The organism is Bradyrhizobium sp., from assembly GCF_035309285.1.
Classification (GTDB): Bacteria; Pseudomonadota; Alphaproteobacteria; order Rhizobiales; family Xanthobacteraceae; genus Bradyrhizobium.
This window is the reverse complement of record NZ_DATGFH010000098.1, coordinates 48,052-66,432: the sequence shown is the minus strand read 5'-3', so window position 1 is coordinate 66,432 and position 18,381 is coordinate 48,052. Positions and strand designations below refer to the sequence as shown.

At 63.6% G+C, this 18,381-nt stretch carries 18 protein-coding genes and 1 pseudogene; 12 read left to right on the top strand and 7 right to left on the bottom strand.

The window, feature by feature from the left end; genetic code table 11:
- The first annotated feature begins 85 nt into the window (after window positions 1-85).
- The 5 genes from VKR55_RS19750 to VKR55_RS19730 all read left to right on the top strand — a co-directional run bounded on the left by VKR55_RS19750 (window position 86) and on the right by VKR55_RS19730 (window position 6,686).
- Complete coding sequence (locus tag VKR55_RS19750) at window positions 86-655, top strand: glycosyltransferase family protein (protein WP_324405853.1); 570 nt, start codon at window positions 86-88, stop codon at window positions 653-655.
- Between the two features lie 66 nt (window positions 656-721).
- Window positions 722-1,711 (top strand): bifunctional helix-turn-helix transcriptional regulator/GNAT family N-acetyltransferase, encoded by a 990-nt coding sequence (locus VKR55_RS19745; RefSeq protein ID WP_324405852.1) that lies wholly within the window; start codon window positions 722-724, stop codon window positions 1,709-1,711.
- A 908-nt stretch (window positions 1,712-2,619) separates the two neighbouring features.
- The gene (locus VKR55_RS19740) at window positions 2,620-3,459 is read left to right on the top strand and encodes a class I SAM-dependent methyltransferase (protein WP_324405851.1); all 840 of its coding nucleotides are present in this window, start codon (window positions 2,620-2,622) and stop codon (window positions 3,457-3,459) included.
- 193 nt (window positions 3,460-3,652) lie between these two features.
- The gene (locus tag VKR55_RS19735) at window positions 3,653-4,540 is read left to right on the top strand and encodes a LysR family transcriptional regulator (protein ID WP_324405849.1); all 888 of its coding nucleotides are present in this window, start codon (window positions 3,653-3,655) and stop codon (window positions 4,538-4,540) included.
- Between the two features lie 130 nt (window positions 4,541-4,670).
- Entirely contained in the window at window positions 4,671-6,686 is a 2,016-nt protein-coding gene (locus VKR55_RS19730) for an aconitase family protein (protein WP_324405847.1), read from the top strand.
- 30 nt (window positions 6,687-6,716) lie between these two features.
- Here VKR55_RS19730 and VKR55_RS19725 read toward each other — a convergent pair whose 3' ends face one another.
- The 3 genes from VKR55_RS19725 to ypfJ form a co-directional block, all read right to left on the bottom strand.
- Complete coding sequence (locus VKR55_RS19725) at window positions 6,717-7,640, bottom strand: NADP-dependent oxidoreductase (protein WP_324405845.1); 924 nt, start codon at window positions 7,638-7,640, stop codon at window positions 6,717-6,719.
- A gap of 21 nt (window positions 7,641-7,661) precedes the next feature.
- Window positions 7,662-8,225, bottom strand: a complete 564-nt coding sequence (gene moaB / locus VKR55_RS19720) for a molybdenum cofactor biosynthesis protein B (RefSeq protein ID WP_324405844.1) — start codon at window positions 8,223-8,225, stop codon at window positions 7,662-7,664.
- Window positions 8,226-8,455: 230 nt separating this feature from the next.
- Window positions 8,456-9,394, bottom strand: a complete 939-nt coding sequence (ypfJ, locus tag VKR55_RS19715) for a KPN_02809 family neutral zinc metallopeptidase (protein WP_324405843.1) — start codon at window positions 9,392-9,394, stop codon at window positions 8,456-8,458.
- Window positions 9,395-9,673: 279 nt separating this feature from the next.
- Here ypfJ and VKR55_RS19710 point away from each other — a divergent pair, with 279 nt between their 5' ends.
- On the top strand, window positions 9,674-10,807 hold the full coding sequence (locus VKR55_RS19710) for a site-specific DNA-methyltransferase (protein WP_324405841.1): 1,134 nt from the start codon (window positions 9,674-9,676) through the stop codon (window positions 10,805-10,807).
- A 218-nt stretch (window positions 10,808-11,025) separates the two neighbouring features.
- Window positions 11,026-11,712: a glutathione S-transferase family protein gene (locus tag VKR55_RS19705; protein WP_324405839.1), complete on the top strand. Its 687-nt coding sequence runs from the start codon at window positions 11,026-11,028 to the stop codon at window positions 11,710-11,712.
- Window positions 11,713-11,829: 117 nt separating this feature from the next.
- Here VKR55_RS19705 and VKR55_RS19700 read toward each other — a convergent pair whose 3' ends face one another.
- Together VKR55_RS19700 and VKR55_RS19695 are read right to left on the bottom strand one after the other, a co-directional pair.
- Window positions 11,830-12,231 carry a RidA family protein gene (locus VKR55_RS19700; RefSeq protein WP_324405838.1) on the bottom strand — a complete coding sequence of 134 codons (402 nt, stop codon included), beginning with the start codon at window positions 12,229-12,231 and terminating at the stop codon, window positions 11,830-11,832.
- Window positions 12,232-12,466: 235 nt separating this feature from the next.
- Window positions 12,467-13,096 (bottom strand): glutathione S-transferase family protein, encoded by a 630-nt coding sequence (locus VKR55_RS19695; RefSeq protein WP_324405836.1) that lies wholly within the window; start codon window positions 13,094-13,096, stop codon window positions 12,467-12,469.
- Between the two features lie 139 nt (window positions 13,097-13,235).
- Here VKR55_RS19695 and VKR55_RS19690 point away from each other — a divergent pair, with 139 nt between their 5' ends.
- Window positions 13,236-14,513: a flavin-dependent oxidoreductase gene (locus VKR55_RS19690; protein WP_324405834.1), complete on the top strand. Its 1,278-nt coding sequence runs from the start codon at window positions 13,236-13,238 to the stop codon at window positions 14,511-14,513.
- Here VKR55_RS19690 and VKR55_RS19685 read toward each other — a convergent pair.
- Together VKR55_RS19685 and mutY are read right to left on the bottom strand one after the other, a co-directional pair.
- Window positions 14,510-14,929, bottom strand: a complete 420-nt coding sequence (locus VKR55_RS19685; protein ID WP_324405832.1) for a PaaI family thioesterase — start codon at window positions 14,927-14,929, stop codon at window positions 14,510-14,512. The genes VKR55_RS19690 and VKR55_RS19685 overlap by 4 nt on opposite strands.
- Window positions 14,930-14,986: 57 nt before the next feature.
- On the bottom strand, window positions 14,987-16,108 hold the full coding sequence (gene mutY / locus VKR55_RS19680) for an A/G-specific adenine glycosylase (RefSeq protein WP_324405830.1): 1,122 nt from the start codon (window positions 16,106-16,108) through the stop codon (window positions 14,987-14,989).
- 71 nt (window positions 16,109-16,179) lie between these two features.
- Here mutY and VKR55_RS19675 point away from each other — a divergent pair.
- From VKR55_RS19675 to VKR55_RS19660, 4 genes and pseudogenes are all read left to right on the top strand, one after another.
- Window positions 16,180-16,457: pseudogene (locus tag VKR55_RS19675) on the top strand (type II toxin-antitoxin system RelE/ParE family toxin).
- Window positions 16,429-16,749, top strand: coding sequence for a HigA family addiction module antitoxin (locus VKR55_RS19670; protein WP_324405828.1), 321 nt, complete (start codon window positions 16,429-16,431; stop codon window positions 16,747-16,749). The pseudogene VKR55_RS19675 and the gene VKR55_RS19670 overlap by 29 nt, the downstream one beginning before the upstream one ends.
- Window positions 16,750-16,788: 39 nt before the next feature.
- Window positions 16,789-17,268: a DUF721 domain-containing protein gene (locus tag VKR55_RS19665; protein ID WP_324405826.1), complete on the top strand. Its 480-nt coding sequence runs from the start codon at window positions 16,789-16,791 to the stop codon at window positions 17,266-17,268.
- A gap of 119 nt (window positions 17,269-17,387) precedes the next feature.
- On the top strand, window positions 17,388-18,044 hold the full coding sequence (locus VKR55_RS19660) for a DsbA family protein (RefSeq protein WP_324405825.1): 657 nt from the start codon (window positions 17,388-17,390) through the stop codon (window positions 18,042-18,044).
- Window positions 18,045-18,381 lie beyond the last annotated feature (337 nt).

Below are 18,381 nucleotides of genomic sequence, written 5' to 3'. Positions count from 1 at the left end.
GCCGCACACATAAAGGGTGTTTCGACTGTGACAAGGTGATAACAGTGCGGCGTTTTTCGACAGGTGAGACAACCAAGCCGCATTCATGCTGAGTGTGATCATTCCGACCGAAGGCGTCGAGCAGCCTGCCGTCGCCACGCTTGCCGCGCTGGTGCCGGGAGCGGCGGCCGGCGTCATTCGCGAAGTGCTGCTGGTGGATCGCTCCGACAATGCGGTGATGGAGCGTGTTGCCGACGTCTCGGGCTGCCGCTTCCTGCGACTGCAGGGAACGCGCGCCGCGGCGCTCGCCGCCGGCGCCAGAGAAGCGCGCTCGCCCTGGCTGATGTTCCTGCATCCAGGCGCGGTCCTCGACACCGGCTGGATCGAGGAGACCACCCAATTCATCCAGGGAGTGGCGGCAAGCGGCCGCCCCCGCGCCGGCGTGTTCCGCTATGCGCGCTCGCCCTATGGCGACAGCGGCTGGCGCGACAGCTTCAAACACCTCGCGCGAACCTTCGTCGGCCCGCTTTCCGACCAGGGCCTCCTGATCGCGCGCGACCATTACCAGCGGCTCGGCGGCTACGCGCCCGATGCGCGACGCTCCGAGGCGCGGCTCCTGCGCCAGCTCGGCCGCTCCTCGCGCACGCTGCTGCGCAGCCGCATCGTCATGGTGTGAGGCGCCCAGCATACTTGCCAAAGTCAGATAATTATTTGACATTGGCAAGTATCGAGGTGTGCGTCCATGAAACCGTCCAGGAATCCATCCAAGAATCCGTCGAAGAATCCGCCCAAGAATCCGCCCAAGTCACTCACCGAATCCGAAAGCCGGATCGCGGCCGTCCGTGCGTTCACCCGCTTCTATACCCGCAAGCTCGGCGTGCTCGACCAACATCTGCTCAAGAGCGCGTTCTCGCTCTCCGAGGCGCGCGTGCTTTACGAGCTCGCACATCGCGATGATCTTGCCGCAAAAGAGATCGGGATCGAGCTCGGTCTCGACGCCGGTTATCTCAGCCGCATCATCCAGAATTTCGACGAAAAAGGCCTGATCACGCGAAAGCCGTTGGCGAGCGACCGCCGGCAATACCGGCTCGGCCTTACCGCCAAGGGACGGCAGACCTTCGCCAGGCTCAATCAGGCATCGCATGACGAGGTCGCGGCGATGCTGGCCCCTTTGTCCGACCACGACGGCCACCGCCTGACCGACGCGATGGCCACGATCGAGCATCTGCTCGAGCCGCGGCAGCACGAGCGCGCGCCGTTCCTCCTGCGCAGCCATCGCGTCGGCGACATGGGCTGGGTGATCTCGCGGCAGGCGATCGCCTATGCCGAGGACTATGGCTGGGACATCTCTTACGAGGCGCTGGTCGCCGAGATCTGCGCAGAGTTCATCAAGGCCTACGATGCCTCGCGCGAGCATTGCTGGATCGCGGAGTCGGACGGCAAGCCGCTCGGCTCGGTCTTCCTGGTCAATGCCTCCGACGAACTCGCCAAGCTGCGCCTGCTGCTGGTCGAAAAAGAAGCGCGCGGGCTCGGCATCGGCCGCGCTTTGGTCGAGCAATGCGTCCGCGCCGCGCGCGAGAAAGGCTACAAGAGGATGACGCTGTGGACCCAGAGCATCCTGGTCGCCGCGCGCGGCATCTACAAAAGTGTCGGCTTCCGCCGCGTCGCCGAGGAGAAGCATCACAGCTTTGGCGTCGATCTCACAGGCGAGACCTGGGAGATGGAGTTGTAATTCGCGCCCTTGGGCGGTGGAGTCCTCAGATTCAAATTTCAAACAGCCCATCGTCGCCATTGCGAGCCAGCGGGTCCGCGCGAACGCGCGGCCCCGTTGGCTCCTCGCAATGACGACGAGAGACGAGCCTCCGCATTCCCGCGGCGGAAATCCGTCCGGGTTCTGCATCGTCCGCGTCCCTCGGAAAACTGAGGGCGCAGGGAATGCCGGGTGCAGGCCGCACCCGAGAGCCTTGCGTGCAAAAGAAGGTGCACTTGCGCACGCAAGCAACAACAGGGCAGCCAAATCAACCGGCATTCCCTGCGCGATGGTTTACGGCTTATACGTGGTCTCCCCGGAGTACCGGGCTTGTTAGCCTCCGTCCCCCCGGGCTCTCGGCGTGTCGGCCGAAGGCCGACATCGCTTGACCCGGGGGTTGACGCCAGCGTCGGGGCGTCGGGACCGCACGATTTCGCTCGTCCGCAAGGAATGCCTTCGTCCGCGCGCCAAAGCGCGCTGAGCACCCTCACGTCCATCGCATCCTGATCCCCACGTCCGTGACGATCGCGATACGCCCCTCAGGTGGAATCAGGACGGGGTGAAACTACTTTGGTTTGGTCTTCCGAAAAAGCGAAATCTTTTTCATCGAGCGGCTTGACATTTCGGCAAATCAGCAGTTCGCAGATGCGGGTTCGCGCCCTCGCCTGCCCGGAACGAGGAATTGGGCCGTGCGCCCAGGCGACGCATTTGCTGCGCGCCGTCGAAACGACGCAATTCGCGAATAGGAAACCTCGCATCAACGCCCTCATTGCCGCGCGGTATGGTTTTCTCTTTGCGGCTCCAAAATCCGCGCCGTTAATGCGAAGCAAGTTTGATGCAGCGGATCTTGTGGCCGCTCCTCTCGGGAGGCAGCGATGCTGGGGATACCCATGCGCTATCTGCTGAAGCATCCGGTCACAGGCGTTGCCGACCTGCTGGCCGATCCGATTGAGACATGGACCACGATTAGCGACGCCCATACGGCTGAACGCGAGCGGCGCAGACCTCAGTGTCCCTACGAGCCGAATTTGGGCTGGGAACAACAGCTCCATGACGCGCTCGGAGTGTCGTGGCCCTGCGACGAAACTCGGGAGTCTTCGGCGCTATGGCACCAGGTCATAAGCGAGCTGGAGGCAAAGGGGATACGAGCCGGCCCGGAGAGCTTTCAGTGGTGGAATGATGGAGATGCCGGATTGGTGCGAGCCATTTGGTGTCTCACGCGTCATCTGAGACCACGGAACGTTGTCGAGACCGGGGTGGCTCACGGTGTCACGTCGCGTTTCATTCTCGAGGCGCTCAAGAGGAATGGAGACGGCTATCTCTGGAGTATTGATCTTCCACCCCTGGAAAGGTTCTGGCATCAGCAGATTGGAGCTGCCGTCGGCGACGGCTACTCCGATCGATGGACATATATCAAGGGTTCCAGTCGGCGCCGTCTTCCTGGATTGCTTCATGACCTCGGTCAAATCGACCTTTTCATTCACGACAGCCTCCATAGCGAGCGTAACGTTCGGTTCGAACTGGATCGAACGTGGCCTGCATTGGGACCAAAGGGCGCACTGGTTGTTGACGACATTGATGCCAATTGGGGCTTTCGGTCATTCACTCAGACCGTTCCCGGTCGGGTTTCCCTGATTTGCACTGCTGAGCCGCTTCGTCCCGATCTGAGACGTTTCAACAAAAAGGGTCTATTCGGAATTATTCTTAAAGCCTCCACTGCGCAATTTTAGCCTCGTCCATCCAGATTCCAGCGAATGTTCGGAAGTATCGGCAACGGAAGGCGATTGATCCAGCACGTCTGGCTCGGATCCCTTTCGACCGCGTGAGTGAAGGCAAGGTCCAAGAGCGCGTTGCACTCCACGTTGATGGCATGGGATCAGGCACGATACTCTTTGGCTCACGCCACAGCAGCGAGCGAAACCCTTGCGCCTCCGTCTTGACCCCTACGGCCTGCAACTCTTCGTCAGTGCCGCCGAAGAAAGCTCGATCGCCCGCGCGGCCGCCAAGGAGAACATCGCTCCGTCCGCGCTCAGCCGCCGTATCGCGGACCTCGAGCATGCACTCGGCGTGGCGCTGTTCGTTCGCTCTGCGCACGGCATTCAACTGACCGAGGCGGGCAACATCGCTTATGAGCGCGCGCGTCAGTTCGAGGCCGGGCTCGATACGCTATTGCGCGATGTCCGTTCGCTGAGTGGCGTCGTTTCCGGCCGCGTCCGGCTGTTCGCGAACTCGTCCTCGGTGATCGGCTTCCTGCCGGAGCGGCTGAAGCAATTCAACGCGGCCTATCCGATGGTGTCGATCGCGCTCCAGGAGCGGCGGAGCATCGAGGTCATCCGCGCCTGTCTGGACGACGTTGCCGACATTGGCGTGTGCGTCATCGAACCGGTGCCGAGCGGTCTTGATGCCTGGCCCTTCGCCGAGGACTCGCTGATCGTGTTGCTGCCTCGCGATCATCCGCTGTGTGCACGGAAGAGACTGCGGTTTGGCGAAATCGTGCAGCACCCGCTGGTCGCCGTTCAGTCGGGTGGCTCTCTCGACCGGGTGTTGCGAGACCGAGCCGCCGCGGCCGGTGTCGAGCTGCAGGTGTCGGTCAGCGTGAACAGCTTTGACGGCGTTTGCCGGATGGTCGAAGCCGGCCTCGGCATCGCGATCGTGCCGAGCAGCGCGGCCTCCGCCTATGCCGGGTCGGCACAGCTCGAGCGCCGCCCTCTCGATGAACCGTGGGCCGATCGAAAGCTGCGCGTCATCGCGCTGCGCAAGAGCCCCCGCTCTGCAGCGGTCACAGCGTTGATCGACGTCCTCAAGCGCTGATCGAGGCGGGCGATGGCCTTCCTATCTTCGTTTGCCCATCTTCGTTTGCGATGCCCCCAGTGCCGAGCCGGCAATGGCCCCGATCGGTGCCGGGGCCCAAAACAGGTCCCGAAACATTTCATGGTGCTCCATGGCTACACTCGAACTTCCGGGCCGCATTCTCTATCTCTCCGACGACCCTGCCCTGGTGGCCGCGCAGCTATCGGGCCGCGCGCTTTCGCGAAGCGAAGCGGGGCGACTGCGAGACGACGTCTCCACCGACGAGATCACGCCTGTCCCGATCCTCACGCACTATGATGATGCGCTGGCGCGTTACCCTTACACCGGATTCAAGACGAGCGGCTCACGTCCGATTCTTGCCGATGCCATCCGGCAGGGCGGCTTCTCGGTCACGGTCGCGGGCAAGCGCTACGGCAAGGGGTCATCGCGCGAACACAGCCCGACAGCGGAAAAACTCGCCGGCATCCGCCTCGTCATCGCCGAAAGCTTCGAGCGCATCTACCGCCAGAACGCCGACAACATCGGCCTTTTCACCTCGACGGACTTCGGCTTGATCGACCGCGTCGCGGCCGGTGAGCCGATCGGCATCGAGGAGCTGGTCGCTGGGCGGGATGCGCTCGCTGCCGAAATCCTCAAGGTCGGCGGGCTCTTGCGCTTCGGCCGGCGCTTCATGCACGACATTCGCCTCGCCAGAGCGATGGGCGAGGATCGCCCGCGGACATTGTTCGAGAAGATCCTCGCGCGCCATGCGCTTGCGACCGAGCTCACGAGCGCGAGCATTCGGCCGGGTGACGGCGCGTTCGTGCGCGCCGACTGGCGGTTCATCCACGAATACTACACCGGGATGTGCGCGCATATGCTCCACTCGGCATTCGGCAAGCCGCTCATGCTGCATGACTCCACCTCGATCGTCGTGTTCGAGGATCACACGTCTTACGTGACCGAGAGTCCGGCCCATGTTCGTGAGGATCTGGTGCCGAACGTGGCGGCCATGTGCCGCGCGCAGCGCGAATTCGTGGCTGACTACGGCCTCCGGGAGCACCGTACCCTGACCGAGGACGAAGCGGCCCGCAACGACCGCGGCAGCGTTGCCGGCATCTCGCATGCCATGATGGCCGAGCGCTACGCGATGCCCGGGCAGCTCATTGTCGGCACCGATTCCCATACACCCCACAGCGGGGCACTGGGTTGCGTCGCCTTCGGCGTTGGCACCACCGATATGGCGAACGCGTTCATGACGGGTGCGGTGAGGCTCACCGTTCCGGAGTCCATCCGTGTCGAACTTGTGGGTCGGCTCCCGGCGGGCGTGACGGCGAAAGACGTCGCCCTGCACCTGCTCTCGCAGCCTTCGATCCGCGCCGGCAGCGGCGTCGGCAAGGTGTTCGAGTTCTGTGGCCCGGTCGTCACTGCGTTGAAGACAGACGAGCGGGCGACGCTCACAAACATGACGGCCGAGCTCGGCGGCTTTACCGGCATCGTCGAACCAGACGCCGAGACCGTGCGCTTCCTGAGAGAACGCCGCGGAATCGAGGTCTCGCTCGAGCCCTGGATGCAGAGCGACCACGGCGCTCATTATGCCGAGGTGATATCCGTCGATTGCAGCCGCCTCACCCCGCTGGTCGCGCGCCCCGGGGACCCCGGCAACGCTGTCGCGCTTGGCGAGCTGCCGGATCGCGTGCACGTCGACATCGCCTACGCAGGCTCATGCACCGGCGGCAAACGCGAAGACTTCGACCACTATCACGAAGTCCTCGCATGGGCGTCGCGCCGCGGCCTTCGCGTGCCTGACGGGACGGCGCTATACCTCCAGTTCGGCACGACCGCGGTTCGCGACTACTGCGTCGCGCGCGGCTATCTCCAGGCCTTTGAGAGGGTCGGCGCGCGGATTTTGCAGCCATCGTGCGGCGCCTGCGCCAATTGCGGCCCGGGCTCGTCGATCGACAGCGAGCAGGTGACCGTGAGCGCCATCAACCGCAATTTCCCCGGACGGTCCGGTCCGGGGCAGGTGTGGCTCGCAAGCCCGCCAACCGTCGCTGCCAGCGCCATCGCCGGCCGGCTCGTTTCATTCGCCGAGCTTCGGGCAAGAACAGACGAAACAGTGATGGATTGCGGCAGCAACGGAGGCCAGCCGTCCTTGCCGAGCTAGACCAGGTTTCAGCCGTATTCCGCAACCCGCTCAGCGGACTTGAAACACCAGCTTGCCGCGAAAGTGGCGGGATTCGCTGAGCCTGTGCGCGGCCGCGGCTTCGCTCAGCTTGTAGCGCGTCACGTCCGGCGGACGGACGGCGCCGTTTGCGATCAGTTCGACAATGCGCTCGAGATGGGGCCGATCACGTCCGACCTTGGGTCGTAGCGCAACGACATCACCGCGCGCCGGCTTTGGCGCTTGCGGGCCGGAGGCAATGAAGGCGGCGCGGCCGCCTGGTTTCAGCACGGCAAACGAGCGTTGCGCGACATCGCCGCCGACGGTGTCGAAAACGGCGTCACAATCCTTCACGACTTTCGTGAAGTCCACCGCATTGTAATCGATGATCTCATCGGCGCCGATCTGGCGCAGATAGTCATGGTTCGACGCGCTTGCGGTCGTGATCACGCGCGCGCCCAGATGTTTCGAGAGCTGGATCGCGAAGCTCGCGACGCCGCCGGCGCCGCCCTGGATCAGGATCGTCTCGCCCGCCTTCAGTTTCAATGTGTCTTCGACGGTGCAAATCGCCGTGAGTCCCGCAAGCGCCAGCGCCGCGGCGTCGACATGCGACACGGCGCCGGGCTTCCTTGCGACAATGGCGGCCTTGATCGCGATCTTCTCGGCATAGGCGCCCTCCTGTCCGACGTCGCAGACGGCAAAGACCTCATCGCCGACGCGAAGATCGCTCACGCCGGCGCCGACGGCTGAAACGACGCCGGAGAAATCCCGTCCAAGGATGTAGGGGAAACGCGCGAGCTGACCGGATTTGCCATCACGCACCTTCCAGTCCGCGCCGTTGACGCTCGCAGCGACAATGTCGACCACGACCTCGCCGGGTGCGGCCACGGGATCGGGCATGTCGCCGAATTTGAGAACCTCCGGCCCGCCGTGGCGTTCGATGTAGGCAGCTTTCATGGGCGTTCTTGCCTCACGGGATTAAGCCGACGCGCCTTGCGCCTTCGGGCGGCGCAGATGCTCGTCCAGCCGCGGCATGATCTCGACGAAATTGCAGGGGCGCGTGCGGTAATCGAGCTGCGCGGCCAGGATGCCGTCCCAGCCGTCGCGGCAGGCGCCGGGCGAGCCCGGCAGGCAGAAGATGAAGGTCGCGCCCGCGACCCCCGCAGTCGCGCGGCTCTGCACCGTCGACGCGCCGATCTTGGCGTGGCTCAACATGTGGAAGGCGATGGAGAAGCCGTCCATCCGCTTTTCGAACAGCGGCTCGATCGCCTCCGGCGTCACGTCGCGACCGGTGAAGCCGGTGCCGCCGGTGGTGATGATGACGTCCACGCCTTTGTCGGCGATCCATCGCCGGATGATCACACGGATGGCGTCGACGTCGTCGACAATGATTTCACGCGCCGCCAGATGATGGCCCGCCGCCGTGAGCCGGTCCGCGAGCGTTGCGCCGGATTTGTCGTCGGCCAGCGAGCGCGTGTCCGAGATCGTCAGCACCGCGATGTTGAGCGGGATGAATGGCTTCTCTGAATCGATCGACGACATCGGCTTTATCGCATAACGAAGTTGGGTTGCGAACGCCTCTCCCTCTCCCCGCTCTTCGCGGGGAGAGGGTTGGGGTGAGGGGCCGCTTCAACGAATGCGGTGATAGATGGACTCGCGGAGAGCCCCCTCACCCGGAATTCAAGCTGCGCTTGAATTCCGACCTCTCCCCGCAAGCGGGGCGAGGTGTAACTGCAATCGCATTGCTCGATTCGAAGTAACATCATCCCCGCCTACCGCACCGCGCCGGGGGCAAAGGTGTTGCAGGCCGCGATGTTACCCTGCTGATAGCCGTTCATGAACCATTGCTTGCGCTGCGCGGCCGAGCCGTGGGTGAAGGAGTCCGGCACCACGCGGCCCGTCGCCTGACGCTGCAGCGTGTCGTCGCCGATTGCGGACGCCGTGGTCAACGCCGCATCGATGTCGCCGGATTCGAGGAAGTTCGGCCGCTTCTTCTGCTCCATGTTGGTCCACATGCCGGACAGGCAATCCGCCTGCAGCTCGACCTTCACCTGCAGCCTGTTGGCTTCCGCCTTGCTGCTCGCCGCCTGCTGCAACTGGGTCACCTTGGGAATGATGCCGAGCAGGTTCTGCACGTGATGGCCGGCCTCATGCGCGATGATGTAGGCGGCGGTGTATTTGCAGGCGTTGCCCGAGCAACCGTGGAAGCGGTTCTCGACCTCGCGGAAGAAGCCCGTGTCGAGAAAGATCTTGCGGTCCGGCGGACAATAGAACGGCCCCATGGCCGACTGCGCCATGCCGCAGCGCCCGCCATTGGTGGCGTTGCGGAACAGCACGATTCTGGGACCCGTATAGGACTTGCCGGACGCCGAAAACTGCTCGCTCCAACGGTCGTCGATCTCGCCGAGGATGCCGGCGATCATGCTGCCCATCTCGTCGGTCGGCGCGCCAGTCTTGCGCGTGCCCGAAGGACGATCGGTCTGATAGGTCGTGGTCTGGCCGCCGCCCGAGAGAATTTCGGCGCCGCCGATCAGGATGCGCGGGTCGATCCCGAACGCATACGAGATCAGGCCGAGCACGATGATGGTGCCGATGCCAAGACCGCCGCCGCCCATCGGCAAGCCGATGCCGCCGCCACCGCCCATCATTCCGCCACTGTCGTCGCGACGGTCCTCGATATCGTCGCTGCGGCGGAAATCATCGTAACGCATGGCGATTTTCCTCTTTTGTCTGCGCTTCCGCGCATGATGTTCGCGCCGCTAACGCGGCTTTATCACGCGTTTGGCGCAACACGGGACGGCGCGACCAAAAAGCTAAAATTCGCATTCCATTAATCAATAGCGCGCCCGGCAAAAATTGCCTAGCGGGCAAAAGTGACCCACGACCGCTCGCGATAACTCCATGTTTACCCAGTCGCGTCAATGTAGCGCCCAGTCGGTTTGTTGGTCCCGCGTCGCCGACAGCGTCGCCTGAGTCAGAGTTCTTGAGTCATGGTTGTGTCGCGTCGCGGGGCGTCTGCAAAGGCGCCCCGCACAAATTTTGAATCCCCTGGAGATCACCACATCATTGTCGGCGATTGCGTCGCCGAGATGTCGAAGCTTCCAGCCGGTTCCGTCGACCTGGTCTTCGCCGACCCGCCCTACAATCTGCAGCTCAAGGGCGAATTGAAACGCCCCGACGAATCCCATGTCGATGCCGTCAACGACGACTGGGACAAGTTTACTTCCTTTGCCGCCTATGACGATTTCACGCGCGCCTGGCTCTTGGCCTGCCGCCGCCTGATGAAACCGTCGGCGACGCTGTGGGTGATCGGCTCCTACCACAACATCTTCCGTGTCGGCGCGATCATGCAGGATCTGGGCTTCTGGCTCCTCAACGATATCGTCTGGCGCAAGTCCAATCCGATGCCGAATTTCCGCGGCCGCCGCTTCACCAACGCGCACGAGACCATGATCTGGGCCGCGCGCGACGAGAAGGCCAAGGGCTACACCTTCAACTATGAAGCGCTGAAGGCCGCCAATGAGGACGTGCAGGCGCGCTCCGACTGGCTGATCCCGCTCTGTACCGGCGAGGAGCGCTTGAAAGGCAAGGACGGCAGGAAGGTGCATCCGACGCAGAAGCCGGAGGGCCTGCTCGCGCGCGTGCTGCTGTCGTCCTCCAAGGCGGGCGATCTCGTGATCGATCCCTTCAACGGCACCGGCACGACCGGGGCCGTGGCAAAGCGTCTCGGCCGCCGCTACATCGGCTTCGAGCGCGACCAGGACTATGCGGACGCCGCGAAAGCGCGCATCGCTGCCGTCGAGCCGCTGCCCGAAGCCGCGCTCGCGCCATTCATGACTGCGCGCGAGGCGCCGCGGGTCGCCTTCTCCGAACTGATCGAGCGCGGCATGATCATGCCGGGCACGAAACTGGTCGACGCCAGGAAGCGCCACGGCGCGCTGGTGCGGGCCGACGGCGCCATCATGTTGGGGGACAAGGTCGGCTCGATCCACCGCATCGGCGCGGTGGCGCAGGGATCCGAAGCCTGCAACGGCTGGACCTTCTGGCATGTCGAGACCAAGGGTGGCCTCAAGCTGATCGACGAGCTCCGCGCCGAAATCCGCGCCGGCATGGCGGCGGGTTAATCTTCTCAATCACCTGTTGCTGTCATTCCGGGGCTCGCGAAGCGAGAGCCCGGAATCTCGAGATTCCGGGTTCGCGCTTGCGCGCGCCCCGGAATGACGTCGAGATGATGAGCCCCCTTCACGAACTCGTCGCTTGCAATTTCTAGAAAACATGCACATGCATGGAACACCCACCGCGGCATCCCGGTTTTCCCGGGTCAACAAGAACGGAGGAATTGATGCTCAAATTCTACTTCAATGGCGCACCGAACCCGAACAAGGTCGCACTCTTCCTCGAAGAGACGGGCCTTCCTTGCGAGCTCGTGCCGGTCGACACCCGCAAGGGCGAGCAGTTCAAGCCGGAGTTCCTGAAAGTCAATCCGAACGGCAAGGTGCCGGCGATCGATGATGACGGCGTGTTCGTGTTCGATAGCAACGCGATCCTGCTTTACCTCGGCGAGAAGACCGGAAAATTCATGCCGGCGAACACGCCGCAGAACCGCGCGCAGATGCTGTCGTGGCTGCTGTTCATCGCCTCCGGCCTCGGCCCCTATTCCGGACAGGCCGTGCATTTCAAGACCGCGGCACCGAAGAACCTCGACTATGCGCTCAACCGCTACGCTTACGAGGCCCAGCGCCACTACAAAATCCTCGACGAGCACCTCGCCAGGAGCAAGTACATGGTTGGCGACACCTACACCATCGTCGACATGGCGTTCTGGGGCTGGGCGCGGCTTGGCAGCTTCGTGCTCGGCGAAGAGGGCTTTGCGAGGTACAAGAACGTGAAGCGGCTGGTCGATGAGATCAGCGCAAGGCCAGCGGCAGCGCGCGCGATCGCGCTGAAGGACAAGTTCACCTTCAAGGCCGAGATGGACGACGAGGCTCGCAACTTCATGTTCGGCCACCTCAAGACCAAGGCGGCCTGATGCTTCTCCCGTCGTTCCGGGGCGCGCGTGAGCGCGAACCCGGAACCTCGCACAACAAACTCCGGATTCCGGGTTCGCTCGCTGTTCGCGAGCGCCCCGGAATGACTCCGAGAATGGTTAGCCGATCGCGGCGACCGCCTCGACCTCGAGCAGCCAGCCGGGCCGCGCCAGCCGCGTCACCACGACAAGCGTCGAGGCCGGCGGCTTCTCGACGTTGACGTAGCGGTCGCGAACGCTGCGGAATTTCGGCACCTCGCTCGCATCGACCTCGGCGACAAGATAGACATTCATCTTGATGAGATCCGCCATGGTGCCGCCGGCAGCTTCCACCGCGGCCTTCAGATTCTTGAACACCTGCTCGGCCTGCGCCTCGAAATTGCCCTCGCCGACCAACTGGCCGGAGACGTCGGCCGAGACCTGGCCGGCGATATAGACCAGCGATCCGCCGGTGACCTTTGCAATATGCGAGTAGCCCACCGGCTTCATCAGGCTCGATGGGTTGAAGATGTCTGCGCTCATGGTGTGCTCCTGCTTGGCAACGCGGCACGTGAGCCCAGCGATGTGACGCTGCGCGCTACGCTCTTATTGATGTGGATCGACTGTAGAAGAAGAAATCGTAGGGTGGGCAAAGGCGCGCCTGCGCCGTGCCCACCGCAGCGAGCGAAACAGGAATGGTGGGCACGCGGAGCCCGCCATCGGGCCGCGCGCTCGCGCGGACCCGTTGGCTTTGCCCACCCTACAAAATCGCCCAGAGCTACGCCGCCTTGGCCTGCTGCTCGCCCATCACCTTCTGCACCGCGGGGCGCCCCGACATGCGCTTCATGTGATCGGCGACCCTGGGCAGGGTCTTGACGTCGATGCTGTCACCCTCGAGCCAGAGCGAAACCGTGTAGAGGTAGGGATCGCAGATGGTGTACTGCTCGCCCATGACCCACGGCCCCTTCAGCATGCCGTTTTCGATCAGCGCGAAGCAGGCGCCCACGCTTTTCGGCACCATGCGCCTCATGTCGGCGAACGAGGACTCCTCCGTCGCCCAGCGTGCGCCGCGGCCCTTGTGCGCATGCGCGACATGCACGGTGGCGCAGAGATAGCTGTTGAACGACTGCACCTGTGCGAAAGCAAAGGGATCGTCGAGCGGCGCGAGCTTCGCTTTCGGAAAAGTCTGGGCAATATAGGCGAGGATCGCCGGATTTTCGGTGAGTATCCCCCTGTCGGTCACGAGCGCCGGCACGCGTCCCTTGGGATTGATCTTGAGATAGTCCGGGCTCTGCTGCTGGTTGGCCTTGAAGTCGAGCCGCTCGGCGCGGTAGTCGGCGCCGGCTTCTTCCAGCGCGATGTGCGAGGCGAGCGCGCAGGTGCCGGGGGCATAATAGAGTTTATACATTTTTGGTTCCTCCCGAAGACGGCGGCAACTTAGCGCCAGAGCCCCCACCCGTCCATCCCATTGCGACGCGGCTACTTTTCGAGGGTTGCCCCCGCCCGCGATGCCGTGTCATGACCATGACAGGAAGCGAGGGCGGGTCATGACGGTATTGATCGCGGGTGGCGGAATTGGCGGGCTGACGCTGGCGCTCAGCCTGCACCAGGTCGGCGTTCCCGTCCGCGTGTTCGAGAGCGTGCAAGAGCTAAAGCCCCTCGGCGTCGGCATCAACGTGCTGCCGCATGCGGTGCGCGAGCTGATCGAGCTCGGCCTGCTCGAGCAACTCAGCGCCGCGGCCGTACGCACCAAGGAGCTTGCCTATTTCTCCAAGCACGGCCAGCCGATCTGGAGCGAGCCGCGCGGGCTGGAGGCCGGCTACAAGTGGCCGCAATTCTCGATCCATCGCGGCACGCTGCTCAAGATCCTGCTCGATGCCGCGCAGCTGCGGCTCGGACCAGAGAACATCCTCACCAGCCATCATCTCTCCGACTGGACCGAGACTGCAAACGGCGTCCGCGCCGAGTTCATCGACAAGGCGACCGGCAAGCTGGCGGGCGCTTACGAAGGCCCGCTCCTGATCGCCTGCGACGGCATTCATTCCGCCGTGCGCGAGAAGCTCTTTCCGCAGGAAGGCCCGCCGATCTGGAACGGCCGCATCCTCTGGCGCGGCATCACCGCAGGCGACGCATTCTTGTCCGGCCGCACCATGATCATGGCCGGCCACGAGACCCTGAAATTCGTCTGTTACCCGATCTCGAAGGAGCCGGATGCGGCGGGCAAACATCAGATCAACTGGGTCGCCGAGCGCCACATGCCGCCGACCTATCAATGGCGCCGCGAGGACTATAACCGCACCGCAAGGCTCGAAGAGTTCCTGCCGTGGTTCGAAAACTGGACATTCGATTGGCTCGACGTCCCCAGCCTGATCCGCAACTGCCCGCACGCTTATGAATATCCGCTGGTCGATCGCGATCCGCTTGGACGCTGGACGTTTGGCCGGGTGACGCTGCTCGGCGATGCCGCCCATCCGATGTATCCGATCGGCTCGAACGGCGCCTCGCAGGCGATCCTCGATGCGCGCGTGCTGACGCGCGAAATTCTGGCACACGGCCCGACCAACGCCGCGCTGGTTGCTTACGAGGCCGAGCGCCGTCCTGCCACCAGCGATCTCGTGATGCTCAACCGCCGCAACGGCCCGGAGCAGGTGATGCAGCTCGTCGAGGAGCGCGCGCCCGATGGCTACAAGGTCGTCACCGACGTGCTGTCGCAACAGGAGCTGGAAGACATCGCCGCCAATTACAAGCGTGTCGCGGGCTTCCAGGTCGAAGCGCTGAACGCCAAGCCGCCGATCGTGCAGGCGCCGAAGGCAAGAGCGAGCTAGCCGATCGCTTTAGCGGCATCCAGCAATCGCTCGACGGCTGTTGCGTTCGCCAGCAATGTGCCGTCCTCGGCTGTCAGTTTCCCCTCGACGAACGCAATCGTCTTGCCGAGCTGGGTGACTTTCGCTTCCCCGATGATCGGTCCAGGCCTGGCGGGCGCCAGGAAGTTCACAGTCAGGCTCACCGTCGTCGTGTAGCTCTTGCCCCCGGTCATCACGAACACCGCAGGGCCCATGGTGTCGTCGAGCATCGACGACAAAATGCCGCCCTGGATGAAGCCGGCCGGGTTGCAGAAATCAGCCTTGCCCTCGAAGCCGAGCTTGAGCCAGCCTTCCGCAGGCCGCGCGTCCAGAACGCGCCATCCCAGGAGTTTTGCGATGGGTGGCAGGTTCAGGTCGTCGAGCGCGGTCTTGATCATCGAAGCCTCCGTTTCGCCCCTCCTAACGCAGGCCTGCTGACAGCTTGCTGTCAGCAGCTATAGATCGAGTCCGTGCGTCACGACCTTGCGCATGACATTCGGCAGCGCCTCGTCGGCGAGTGTCGCGATCGGCACCCAGCGCATGCCCTTCGGTGCGCGTGTGCCGGCCAAAACGTCTGCGGTATAGACCACAAGCTCCAGCGGAAAATGCGTGAAGACATGGGTGACCACGCCGGCCTTGCGATGCCAGCGCGTGACGCCTTTCAGTGCGGGCGCCTGCTGCAGCGCCGCCTTGTCGTCCAAGCCGGCACGCCACTCCGAGCCCGGCACTTCGGTCATGCTGCCGAGCAAGCCTTTTTCAGGACGCGTGCGGACCAGCAGCTCGTCGCCGCGCGTGACGACGAAGGCCGCGCCGCGGCGCAGCTCGCCGGTCTTCTTCGCGAGCTTGCGCGGGAAGGTTTCCTGCGTGCCTTGTGCACGCGCCGCGCAATCCTCGTTCAGCGGACACAACGCACAGGCCGGCTTCTTCGGCGTGCAGATGGAGGCGCCGAGGTCCATCAGCGCCTGCGCGCTGTCGCCGGCGCGAGACTTCTCGTCGCCGGCGCTGGCGGGGCCGAGCATGGTCGCCGCCAGTTCCTGGATCTTTGGCTTCGCCTGCGGCAGCGGCTCCTCCACCGCGAACAGCCGCGACACCACCCGCTCGATGTTGCCGTCGACCGGCATGGTGCGGCGGTCGAAGGCGATCGCGGCAATCGCCGCCGCGGTATAGCGCCCGATCCCCGGCAGGCCGCGCAGTCCTTCTTCGGTATCGGGAAAAGCGCCACCATGCCCGCGCACCACCGCGACGGCGCAGGCGTGCAGATTGCGCGCGCGCGAATAATAGCCGAGCCCGGCCCATAGCCGCAGGACATCGTCGAGCGAGGCACTAGCGAGCGCAGCCACATCGGGCCAGCGCGAGAGGAACTTCAGGAAATAAGGACCGACAGCCTTGACCGTCGTCTGCTGCAGCATGATCTCCGACAGCCAGACCCGGTACGGATCAGCGCGCTCGCCGGCCGCCGCCCGCCACGGCAATTTCCGGCGATGCCGGTCGTACCAGGCGAGCAACAGCGTGGGGCGGTCGCAGCTCTCCGGAGCTGCGACCTGCCTTTTACGCGAAGCTGTTCTCGGCTGGGACACAGCACACCATAAGATGAGAATCGTTACCTGACCAGCATTGCGGACTATAACGCGGCGCGTTATAGTTGATCATGATTCAGAGCTTTGCCGATTCCGAGACGGAATTAATCTGGTCGGGACGGCAGAGCCGGAAGTTGCCGCCGGACATTCAAAACGTCGCACTACGAAAGCTTCGCCTCCTCAATCAGGCCCGGGTGCTCAACGCGTTCCGCCGGGCAACCGGCTCGAAGTCCTGAAAGCCGATCGGCAGGGACAGCATTCGATTCGGATCAACAATCAATGGCGCATATGTTTCGTTTGGCATGAGGGAGGACCGATGCATGTCGAAATCGTCGACTACCACCGCTAAAAGCGGACTGTTGCGCAACCCGCATCCCGGCGAAATCCTTCTTGAAGAGTTCCTCAAGCCAATGGATCTGAGCCAGAACGCTCTTGCGCGTGCGGTACATGTCGCGCCTCGCCGGATTAACGAGATCGTGCTGGGCAAACGCGACATCAGCGCCGATACCGACCTTCGGTTCGCGCGCTATTTCGGCGTCTCGGAAGGCTTCTTCCTCGGGCTCCAGATGGACTACGACTTGATGCAGCGAAGGCGACAGATCGACCGCGACCTCAAGGCCATCCGCCCGCGCGCGGCGTGATCGAGACTGCAGGGCGCAGCGATGATATATAAACCGCCCATGTCCAAGCCTCGTCCGGTGAGCGCGAAACCGCTCTCCGTCCTGCTCAGCGACGTGTTCTCCGACGCCTATGCCAAGCAGGGTTTTGCGGCGCGGGAATTGGTGACGCGGTGGGCGGAGATCGCCGGCGCGGAGATCGCCGCCCATTCCGAGCCGTTGAAGCTGCAATGGCCGCGGCCGGTCGAGGGCCAGCCACAGGAGCCGGCCACGCTGGTGCTCAAGGTCGAAGGCCCGATGGCGCTCGAAATCCAGCACTCCTCGGACGTCATCCAGCAGCGGGTCAACCGCTTCTTCGGCTGGAGCGCTGTCGGCAGAATAGCGCTGCGGCAGGCGCCGCTGTCGCGGCGGGACCGCCCTTCCCGCCCCCGCGCTCCGGACCCGGAGGCGGTTGCGGACATCGCAAAGACCCTGTCCTCGGTGGAGGACGAGCAACTGCGCGCCGCCCTGGCGCGCCTGGGTGCTGCAATCAAGCGAAATTGACGCTTTGGCCAATGCGGCCGGATGTGGCCAGCCATTGCCACAATCGCCGTTTCAAGCTAGCGAACGGCTGCTCTATTGGGACAAATCGGGCGCTTTGGGCGCCAATCCGGGAGTTGAACTTGATCATTACCCGCCGCGCCTTCACTGCCGCCCTGTCCTTGATCGGACTTGCCGCGATCGCAAGCCTTTCGCCGCCGTTCATCCTCGAAGCCCAGGCGCAGACCGCCGCCGATGTCGCCAAGCCCGTGTCGCTGCCGGACATGGCGCTGGGTCCGGCGGATGCCAAGGTCACCATCACCGAATTCGCCTCGATGACCTGCCCGCATTGCGCCGCGTTCAACGCTGAAACCTTTCCGAAGATCAAGTCGGAATATATCGATACCGGCAAGGTCCGTTACATCTTCCGCGAGTTCCCGCTCGACATCAAGGCCGCCGCCGGCTCGATGCTGTCGCGTTGCATCGCCAAGGGTGACGCGCAAAAGTATTTCGCGGTCACCGATCTCCTGTTTCGCTCGCAGGGCGACTGGGTGATGAAGGACACCACGGAGACGCTGGAGCGGATCGGCAAGCAAGCGGGGTTAAGCAAGCAGGAGGTCGACGACTGCCTGAAGGACCAGTCGCTGCTCGACAAGATCTCCGCCGACCAGAAATACGCCAGCGACGTATTGAAGGTGGACTCGACGCCGACCTTCTTCATCAACGGCGAGAAGATCAAGGGCGAGACGTCGATTGAGGAATTCGAGAAGAAGATCAACCCGCTTCTGAAGGGAAGCTGATCTGCCAGCGCATGATTCGAAGGCTTCTCCCGCATTGGGATTGCGGGCGAAGCCCCGTTCGAGGAATGGGCAAAATCGAGTTGCCGCATTGGAACTGAGTCTCGCGAGCATCATCCGGAAAAGTGGACCCCGGTTTTCCGAAAAGATCATGCTCAGTCAGGAATCTTGAGCGCGACAGCACTCAAGGCTGCGGTCAAGATTCAATTTCGCCGATAACCCCAGCAAAAGGCTTGGGAAAAGAGGGCGGGCCCGGTTGCCCTCGGGTCACGTCAAAGTCATTGTCGCAGGCCAATAGAGGCGCCAAAGCGACTCGACCCCACATCGACATTGCCTTCTA

Coding starts and splice junctions, on each gene's coding strand:
- VKR55_RS19750 (WP_324405853.1), top strand. CDS start 86: ATGCTGAGTGTGATCATTCCGACCGAAGGCGTCGAGCAGCCTGCCGTC.
- VKR55_RS19705 (WP_324405839.1), top strand. CDS start 11,026: ATGCTCAAATTCTACTTCAATGGCGCACCGAACCCGAACAAGGTCGCA.
- VKR55_RS19745 (WP_324405852.1), top strand. CDS start 722: ATGAAACCGTCCAGGAATCCATCCAAGAATCCGTCGAAGAATCCGCCC.
- VKR55_RS19695 (WP_324405836.1), bottom strand. CDS start 13,096: ATGTATAAACTCTATTATGCCCCCGGCACCTGCGCGCTCGCCTCGCAC.
- VKR55_RS19690 (WP_324405834.1), top strand. CDS start 13,236: ATGACGGTATTGATCGCGGGTGGCGGAATTGGCGGGCTGACGCTGGCG.
- VKR55_RS19725 (WP_324405845.1), bottom strand. CDS start 7,640: ATGAAAGCTGCCTACATCGAACGCCACGGCGGGCCGGAGGTTCTCAAA.
- VKR55_RS19685 (WP_324405832.1), bottom strand. CDS start 14,929: ATGATCAAGACCGCGCTCGACGACCTGAACCTGCCACCCATCGCAAAA.
- VKR55_RS19740 (WP_324405851.1), top strand. CDS start 2,620: ATGCGCTATCTGCTGAAGCATCCGGTCACAGGCGTTGCCGACCTGCTG.
- VKR55_RS19670 (WP_324405828.1), top strand. CDS start 16,429: ATGTCGAAATCGTCGACTACCACCGCTAAAAGCGGACTGTTGCGCAAC.
- moaB (WP_324405844.1), bottom strand. CDS start 8,225: ATGTCGTCGATCGATTCAGAGAAGCCATTCATCCCGCTCAACATCGCG.
- ypfJ (WP_324405843.1), bottom strand. CDS start 9,394: ATGCGTTACGATGATTTCCGCCGCAGCGACGATATCGAGGACCGTCGC.
- VKR55_RS19730 (WP_324405847.1), top strand. CDS start 4,671: ATGGCTACACTCGAACTTCCGGGCCGCATTCTCTATCTCTCCGACGAC.
- VKR55_RS19710 (WP_324405841.1), top strand. CDS start 9,674: ATGGTTGTGTCGCGTCGCGGGGCGTCTGCAAAGGCGCCCCGCACAAAT.
- VKR55_RS19665 (WP_324405826.1), top strand. CDS start 16,789: ATGTCCAAGCCTCGTCCGGTGAGCGCGAAACCGCTCTCCGTCCTGCTC.
- VKR55_RS19700 (WP_324405838.1), bottom strand. CDS start 12,231: ATGAGCGCAGACATCTTCAACCCATCGAGCCTGATGAAGCCGGTGGGC.